Origin of the sequence: Sulfuricella sp. T08, from assembly GCF_000971475.1 — a bacterium.
Lineage (GTDB): Bacteria > Pseudomonadota > Gammaproteobacteria > Burkholderiales > Sulfuricellaceae > Sulfuricella.
Window position 1 is genome coordinate 1 of record NZ_DF967583.1, and the last position, 6,640, is coordinate 6,640.

5 protein-coding genes are annotated in these 6,640 nt (G+C 56.5%); 3 read left to right on the forward strand and 2 right to left on the reverse strand.

Annotated elements, in window-relative coordinates:
• Together SCT_RS15255 and SCT_RS15260 are read right to left on the reverse strand one after the other, a co-directional pair.
• Positions 1-3,079, reverse strand: a 3,079-nt coding sequence (locus SCT_RS15255; RefSeq protein WP_189799685.1) for a DUF6531 domain-containing protein, incomplete at its 3' end; no start/stop codon positions are given.
• Between the two features lie 59 nt (positions 3,080-3,138).
• On the reverse strand, positions 3,139-4,548 hold the full coding sequence (locus tag SCT_RS15260) for a putative Ig domain-containing protein (protein ID WP_059424669.1): 1,410 nt from the start codon (positions 4,546-4,548) through the stop codon (positions 3,139-3,141).
• Between the two features lie 645 nt (positions 4,549-5,193).
• On the opposite strand from SCT_RS15260, the gene SCT_RS15265 reads away from it, so the two are divergent.
• The 3 genes from SCT_RS15265 to SCT_RS15275 form a co-directional block, all read left to right on the forward strand.
• Positions 5,194-5,694: a phosphate-starvation-inducible PsiE family protein gene (locus SCT_RS15265; RefSeq protein WP_059424670.1), complete on the forward strand. Its 501-nt coding sequence runs from the start codon at positions 5,194-5,196 to the stop codon at positions 5,692-5,694.
• Positions 5,695-5,698: 4 nt separating this feature from the next.
• Complete coding sequence (locus SCT_RS15270) at positions 5,699-5,956, forward strand: hypothetical protein (protein ID WP_059424671.1); 258 nt, start codon at positions 5,699-5,701, stop codon at positions 5,954-5,956.
• 248 nt (positions 5,957-6,204) lie between these two features.
• Positions 6,205-6,640 (forward strand): SRPBCC family protein (locus SCT_RS15275; protein WP_202812170.1); only part of this gene is annotated, 436 nt, incomplete at its 3' end.

Sequence of the window (6,640 nt, forward strand, 5' to 3'; positions counted from 1 at the left end):
TCCAGGAGACTTTGGCCGCACCGCCTTCGACGCCGTAGAACTTGAGGCTGTGGTTGAAGCTGTGGGTCCAGCCGTAGCCCAGCGGGCCGTCCACCGGCTGACGGCTGTTGTAGGAGCGCTCGAAGACCATGGGCAGTCCACCGCGACCCTTGATGGTGATGTCGCGTTCGGTGTGGTACATGTTGCCGGTCGCCATGTTGACCGGGTCGCCGGCAGCCGTTGCTGGCGGGCCGTCGGCCAGGGTGACGTTGTTGATGATGTTCTGCCAGGACGCAGGCATTTCTGTCGGGTTGATGTAGCCGGTGTTGAGTGTCGGGTTGTAGCTGGAGTTGCTCTGCACCAGGGTGTTGACTGTGGCGCCGCCAGACAGTTTGTTGATGGCGTAACCCGCGCAGAACACGCCATTACATTTTGTATCCGCGGCGTTGGCGACACTGCGCTCGTTGACGTAGACATAGCCTTTCCAGTCGCCATACTGAATCAGGGACTTCGGCAAGGTGACGCTGTAGCCCAGATTCACCAAGGCCTGGATACCTGTGCTGGCGGAGTCGATCAGGCAGCGGGGATATTGCAGCGTGGCAGGATTGTAGGAACAGTCATCCGCCGTGGCGCCCGGATAAACCGAAAGCGTCGGGCGGACCGAAGACCAGTTGGCGCTGTTGATGATGACGTTGCCGATGTTCTGGGCTGCCTCGTTGGCGTACTGCAGTCCACGCGTGGTGCTGACCGCGTCGAGGTGGGCGTTTTCCTGCCAGACATACGCCTCGTAGGCCGATCCGGCATAGCCAGCCAGTTTGAAAGTGGCCCATACCGGGGATCCGGTGCTGAGATCCACATCACGGCTGATGACGCCCGGCATGTCCACCAGGAAGCCCGTGCGGTTGACTGCGAACGGCAGATCGAACAAGTACTGCACCTTGATCTGGGAGGAAGCGAGCCCCAGGTGATTGCCGCTCTCTCCGGAACCGCTGTTGATGCCGCCCACTTTTTTTGCCGCATCCGAGATGTAGCGCATGTACTTGAGCCCGACCAGATTCAGGAACTCGCCTTCTGTACTGTCGAGCGTATCAGCCGTGGCGTTGGGATTGGATGCGTTGTTGACGTTGGCGAGCAGAATCGCCGACCGCTGTGCAAGCACGGTATCGGATCCCTGAAAGGCATAAGCCTGCAGGGCATGCAGGTTAGCGGCCCCGATGTTCGAGTAGTTCACGGCATTCAAGGCGGTCCCGGAGAACTCGTCGAGGTTGACGCTCAGGGATAGTGAATTTTTTGTAGAGCAGATATCGACGGCTGTCCCTGAAATCCCTTTGTCCTGTCCCTCTACCCGCAGCACCGGCACGACACTCATCGTGTTGCAGGCGGAACTCACATTGTTGTCGGTGCGCCAGGCGTCCAGCAAAGTCTGGTCACTTGGCGTAGCCCCCTTGAAGGCAAGCGTTATGCGGGATAGCGCCACATCCGGCAAATAAAGGCTGTAGGGAGTGCCAAGGCCCAGTCCGCCGATGCTGAACCGGTAGCGGTGGGCCGCTGGCAGCTGATAAGCTTCCGGCGATGTTGTGCCTGGCCAGTTCGTGAAGCTGACGACCTCAAAGGGCAAGGACGCCGGCAAAATATCGACCGTCAGGGGATTCTGCGTCCCCTTGTAAGGCACGTCCCCCACTGTTGCGTCCGGATTGCCGCTTCTGACCGTTGCCTGAACTTGCTGGGCGTAGGCTTCTTGCGGCAGGCTGTCGGGGCCGTTGGTACGGGTCGCCAAGTAGCCCGTATAGTCGAAACTGACTGACGTCGCAATGCCTGCCTGATAAGATTTATCCTTGAAGCTTGGGTCAAGCGGGATCCAGCGTTCGCCGCTGTTATCCACCGACACACCCCGGTAGCGGCCATAAGGCACGCACGCTTCCACCCAGACATGATTGAATTGTGCGCCGACTACCTGTCCGTTATACGAATATGTGCCTGCATTAAACGACCCTGCTGCCATGATGGACGCTGCACCCTGATAGGATTTGGCACCTACCCAGCGCGCCACGCGCCCGCCATTCGGATCGGGCGTTGGGTCAGTGACGTTCACTGTGCCGCGCACATAGCGGGCGGGTATGTTGGATGCCCGCAACAAGGCAATCAGCAACGACGCTTGATCGGTAGGGCCGCCTGCCTTGGCGTACAGGGTGCCCATGGCGCCCTTGAGAGAGCCGTAATAGGGTTCGAACTGGATGTTGTTGGAAACGTACTCGAAGATCCGCGCAGGCGAATAGCCGAGCTGCCCGGCCAGCTTCTGGATTTGCGTAGTCTGGGGCGCATCTGCCGTCGCCGCCAGGTCTTGCGCGGGAACATAACCGCAACTCGCGGCCTCGGGCGGGGTCACCGGTATGGCCGCGAGCAGGGTATTGCCCAGGAAAGCGTAAACGTTATTGGCCGGGGCGCGGGTTGCCAGATACCTGGGCAATTTGTCGCTGGGTTCTACAGGGCGTGCCGGGGGCGTGACATCCTGGCGGATCGTGGGTCCTGGCAACTCGCCTACACCCAGGTTATGGGCTGCCGCGTCCCCGCGTACTGCCTGGAGTTCCGCCTGCAGGTGGCGGAATGCGCGCTGCCGCACATCGCCATCGGCCACGTCGACATCAATGAGCGCTTTGTCGAGACGATCGAACCGGTGCTCTGCTTTGGCCAAAATGCCATCCCAAGCCTTGACCTTGTCAGTCAGGCCAAGGTCCACCAGACGCTGACGGGTTTTGCCAAACTCTTCCCGTGCCTGAAGGCGGAGCCCTGCCAACTCGGCCCGCTTGCCCACAGCCAGCATCCTTTGAGAATCGTCCGCTGACTTTAGCTCGGATGTGGATAGCGCACGGGTTGAACGTTCAGCTGCCGGACGCGCAATCTCCGTGAGATCATCAAGATTCTTGTCGAGTGCCTCGGCTATGTCGGGGGCTACACCGGATGCGGGCTGTCTAACCAGCTTCTGCACTACCACGTCTGGAATGGGCGCATGATCTGTGTGTGCGGCACCTGCCGTAAACGAGGCCAGAGAAAACAGGATGCCAAGCAGGCAAGCCGGGGAGCGGCGGACAAACAAAGGCATGTTATTCTCCATGATGAATTCCGTGGCAGGCGATGGGGCCCGTCTCAATTTAATTGTGATCAGCGTTTATTGTTCCGGCGCCGATCGAGAACGACCATGGAAGCGAGCAACAGCCCTCCCATGACGATCGCACCCCACTCAGGCAGTGTCGGAACATCGGTGTCGAAAATCGCTTCTGCCGGAGCTGCGCTCACCAGTATCTGCCCAGCCACGGATGCGGTTGCATTCAAACTATCGCGCACCTGATAAGTAAAATTGAAAGGGCCAACGGCTGTAGGTGTACCGCTAATAACGCCATTGGAGGCGAGCGTAAACTGGGGAGACCCATCCGGCAGGCTGCCTGAGAGAATGCTGAAGGTATAGGGTGCCGTGCCGCCGCTCGCTTGAAGCGTGTAATTGAATGCCTGATTGAGGACTGCATTAGCTACGACAAGTGAAGCCGTCACGCCGGCCACGCTCTGGCCGTTGCCTGGCAGAAGATTCCTGCCGTCAGCCACGGTAGTGATCCCAAGCTTGGTTTTGACAAGATCCGGGATGCCATCCTTGCTCGTATCGGCCAAGGTGACGACGGGTAATGTCTGAAGTGCTAAAGCCGTCTGAAAAGGATCATTGCTCCATGTTCCGCTCGCTTGCTGTGTAGCGATCAGGTAATCCTGGGCTGGCACCAAAGCTGCATGGGCTGGATTGACGGCAGCAATAGCCAGGTAAGCCAGCGCGGTTTCCAGCGAGCCGCTCGTGCCGTTTTCGCCAAAACCGTGATCGGTGGGATTTTGTTTGGACAGCAGGAAATTGATGCCGTTGTTAATCACCGTAGAGAAGGTATAGGACGTACCATTGCAAGTACCGCCCGTGAAGCGGGTGGTGTTGATCTTCTGCAGAAGCAGAATCGTATAGGCGGTGGGAATTATGCTCCCATCGGACGCTGCTACCGGGATGTTTGTTCCCTGCCCAAGATAGGACCAGCCGCCACTCGCACGCTGCGCCGGCAGAATTGCGCCACAAAGTGCCGCAAACGCATCGTTGTTGGAATAACCGGGCAACGCATCAAGCAGTGCTGTCAACGCGAGAGACGTATCTACCGGGCTCGATCCATATCCCGGCAGTGAACCCCATGCCTTGTAGAGGTTACCGCTCGCCTGAAGTTTGCTTGCATATTGAGTGACATCGTCGCCCGCCCGCCGCAATGAAGCAAGTTGACGGGCCTTGCCGTCCACGCTCGAGGGTTGAACATTGGCGAGCTTAGCCACGGCTGCGTTGTAGGAGTTGCCACGCTGAATCCCGGCGTTCATGTACGCATCGAGCACGGCACTCGTTGACTGCACCTCCAGCCCTGGCAATGCAGTCCAGCTGCCGTCGCCTTTCTGGTTCTGAAAGAGCCACGCCAGGCCCTTGGTTCTGGCGTCATTGATCTGGGTTGGGGTTGCCGCCGCCCACACGCCAGCAGAAGAAAACAGGAGGGTTAAAATCATAGATCGGATAACTAAACGAGAGCAAGTACTCACGGTAACCCTCCCAAGGGCTCCGCTATGCGTTGCCCAAAAAACTATTGGCTTATCGGAACCTTACGAGGAATGCCGCGCGGTCTGCGTGCCTTGAGGAGGTTGGGGTGTTCTGCTGAAGTGACTTTATCTGATCTATATGACAATTTCATGAATACTGAATGGCTTTCCATAGTCCGATAGGACTATGTCATGACATGTTCTGATGCGGCGCTACCTGTATGCTTTTGGATATCTGCCGTTCCGACAGGTCGAGTTCAAACTTCAGTCATAGTACTTCTCTGATTTTACGCATCGATAACCGCTCCATATCCGTCCCTTGTTCCGAAAAAAAGACGAATGGTAGGTGAAAATTATCTTGCGTTACTCCCTGACCAATGGTGGCCGAATGACTGTGGAATCAGTAGCCGAATGACTATGGAATAAAACATGGGAAATCCCACGAAAAAGGCCTGTCCTGGCGCTTACTCGGCTCGGAAATCTGGTGGCGTCCTGAAAAAATCAGGAAATACTCAAGCCCGGCGGGATTCGTCGCAATTTATAGAGGGGCCCTAATGTCAGCCCTCGTTCAATACAGTCATTATACTGTCACCTGTTTGCGCTAAACTGTAAAGTATGAAAACAAGCTTATTCCCCAAACCGTGCCGCGCCACGTCCAAGCTGGACATGATTGCCCTGTTCGACCGCGTGATCTGCATGGTGTTCGGGCTCATGCTGGTCTTCATCACCATCGGCATCATGGTGGGGGTGGCGCGCCTGTTTCTCAATCTCGGCAACCTGCTGATCAACGACGACATCACCCGCCAGTACATGCTCATCATTTCGGAGGTGCTGACCCTGTTCATCCTGATCGAGCTGTCCCGCTCCCTGGTGGACTATTTCAGCGCCCACCGCCTGCGCATGACCTTCATCGTGGACGCCGGAATCGTATTCGTGCTACGGGAAATCATGATCAAGCTGTTCGAGCACAAGATTGCCGTCGAGGAAATTTATGCCCTGAGTGCGCTGCTGTTCGTGCTGGGGAGCCTGCGTATCGCCTCGGTGCTGGTGTTTCAGCGGGAGAAAACGATGCACGCCGAGACGTTACCGACCAATACACCAAGCCGCGTTGAATAAAACGATGCGCAACAGGCAGGCGGAGTGCTCAGCGGGAATCAGCCGATTCGCCTGCGCAGAATGGTGTGGAGAACTGATCGACGCCCATGACGCTGAACAGGGCGAGGACCATTTCGATGTCATTGCGGATCAGCACTTTCTTGCCGCTGCCGCTCAAGCCAGCCATCATCCCGACAAAGTTGCCGACGCTGACGAAATCCACCCGCGGCACATCGGCTATATCAAGGCAAACCTCGGCGTACGTGGCGGTAAAGCGGGTTAATTCCTGGAACTGATGTTCGCTGGTGGTCGAATCACACCGCTCAGGTAGAAAGCGTCCTCGTCGTGCGGCTCAGCAACCGCGGGGAGCTGCATCTCCACTACAGTCTGCTTGCATAGCGGCATTGGCTCCCGGGAAAGCGGAAACACCTCGAAAGTAACGGCGTATTCCACCACAGATAGATGGCTCGCCAGCCCAGACAAATCGAGATGTCATCGTCGCGTCATAAAAACTCCGTATAAGGAGGCTTTATGATGAAGCTAATCTTGTTCTTGTTGCTATTTATGACCAACAATATTGCTTGGTCGGATGCTCATTACCACGGATTGCAGGTGGATGTAAAAAGAGATGGCCCCTTGTACACCCTCATTGCCAGTTTCGATACGCCCTTAACGAAATGCGCTGCCTACCATTACCTGACTGACTATGAAGCTGCAAAAAATCTGCCCGGTGTGGTTGAGTCATTGGCATATCGCCAATCTGCCAACAAGGTCAAGGTTAAACGTACGGCTGATGAACAGGTTTTGTTTTTTCATATTCGGCTCCATTCCGTCATGGAGTATACGGAAAAACCTTTTGATAGCATCGCCTTCACACAACTGACGGGTGATTCGAAGACATTTCAGGGAACCTGGGATATCGAACCGAATCAACATGGCAGCACGATCAGGTTTAAGGGATTGTGGG

Excerpts from the sequence above, each read along its gene's own strand:
- SCT_RS15260 (WP_059424669.1), bottom strand. The coding sequence starts at position 4,548 with ATGATTTTAACCCTCCTGTTTTCTTCTGCTGGCGTGTGGGCGGCGGCA.
- SCT_RS15265 (WP_059424670.1), top strand. The coding sequence starts at position 5,194 with ATGAAAACAAGCTTATTCCCCAAACCGTGCCGCGCCACGTCCAAGCTG.
- SCT_RS15270 (WP_059424671.1), top strand. The coding sequence starts at position 5,699 with ATGCGCAACAGGCAGGCGGAGTGCTCAGCGGGAATCAGCCGATTCGCC.